At 71.8% G+C, this 830-nt stretch carries 2 protein-coding genes; one reads left to right on the top strand and one right to left on the bottom strand.

The window, feature by feature from the left end:
* On the top strand, positions 1–443 hold a 443-nt coding region (locus tag A5730_RS00015; RefSeq protein WP_067893887.1), incomplete at its 5' end, for a helix-turn-helix domain-containing protein.
* On the opposite strand, the gene rsgA is transcribed toward A5730_RS00015, so the two are convergent.
* Positions 430–830 (bottom strand): GTPase RsgA (gene rsgA, locus A5730_RS00010; RefSeq protein ID WP_156745619.1); only part of this gene is annotated, 401 nt, incomplete at its 5' end. The two genes, A5730_RS00015 and rsgA, sit on opposite strands and share 14 nt — an antisense overlap.

Below are 830 nucleotides of genomic sequence, written 5' to 3'. Positions count from 1 at the left end.
GCGATGCCTGGTCGGCCGTCGGCGAGTGCGCGATCGAGAAGACCATGTCGGTGGTGGGCACCAAGTCCGCGATGCTGATCATGCGCGAGGCGTACTACGGCACCACGCGGTTCGATGACTTCACCCGCCGGGTGGGCATCACCAAGGCCGCCGCTGCGGCGCGGCTGTCCGAGTTGGTCGAGCTGGGGCTGCTCAAGCGGCAGCCCTACCACGAGCCCGGGCAGCGCCGCCGCGACGAGTACGTGCTCACCGAGGCCGGCATCGACTTCATGCCGGTGGTGTGGGCGATGTTCGAGTGGGGCCGGCGCCACCTGCCGGGGCGGCACCGGCTGCGCCTGACGCACGTCGGCTGCGGCGCCGACGCGGAGGTCCAGATGCGTTGCACCGAAGGCCATCTGGTGCCGCCTGACGAGCTCGGCGTGCGGCTGGCTAAGCCTGATTGAGCGCGGCCAGCAGGCGGCGGGCCGCGGCCACCCGGCGGGCGGCGGGGCCGGACAGGGTGTCGAGCGCGCACTCGGGGTCGGCGGGCGGCCCCATGTGTCCGCAGCCGCGCGGGCAGTCCTCGATCGCCTCGGCGAGATCCGAGAACGCCATCAACACGTCGTCGGGCTCGATGTGGGCCAGGCCGAACGAGCGGATGCCCGGGGTGTCGATCACCCAGCCCGACGTCGCCAGCGGTAGCGCGACCGACTGGGTGGAGGTGTGCCGTCCCCGGCCGATGTCGGTCACCTCGCCGACCGCCCGTTCCGCTTGCGGCACAAGGCGATTCACCAACGTGGACTTGCCGACGCCCGAATGCCCGAGCAGCACGGTGATCTTGCCGTCGAGCA

The organism is Mycobacterium sp. ACS4054 (genome assembly GCF_001667275.1).
Classification (GTDB): domain Bacteria; phylum Actinomycetota; class Actinomycetes; order Mycobacteriales; family Mycobacteriaceae; genus Mycobacterium.
The sequence above is the reverse complement of the archived record's forward strand: the minus strand, read 5'-3'. Positions and strand labels throughout refer to the sequence as shown.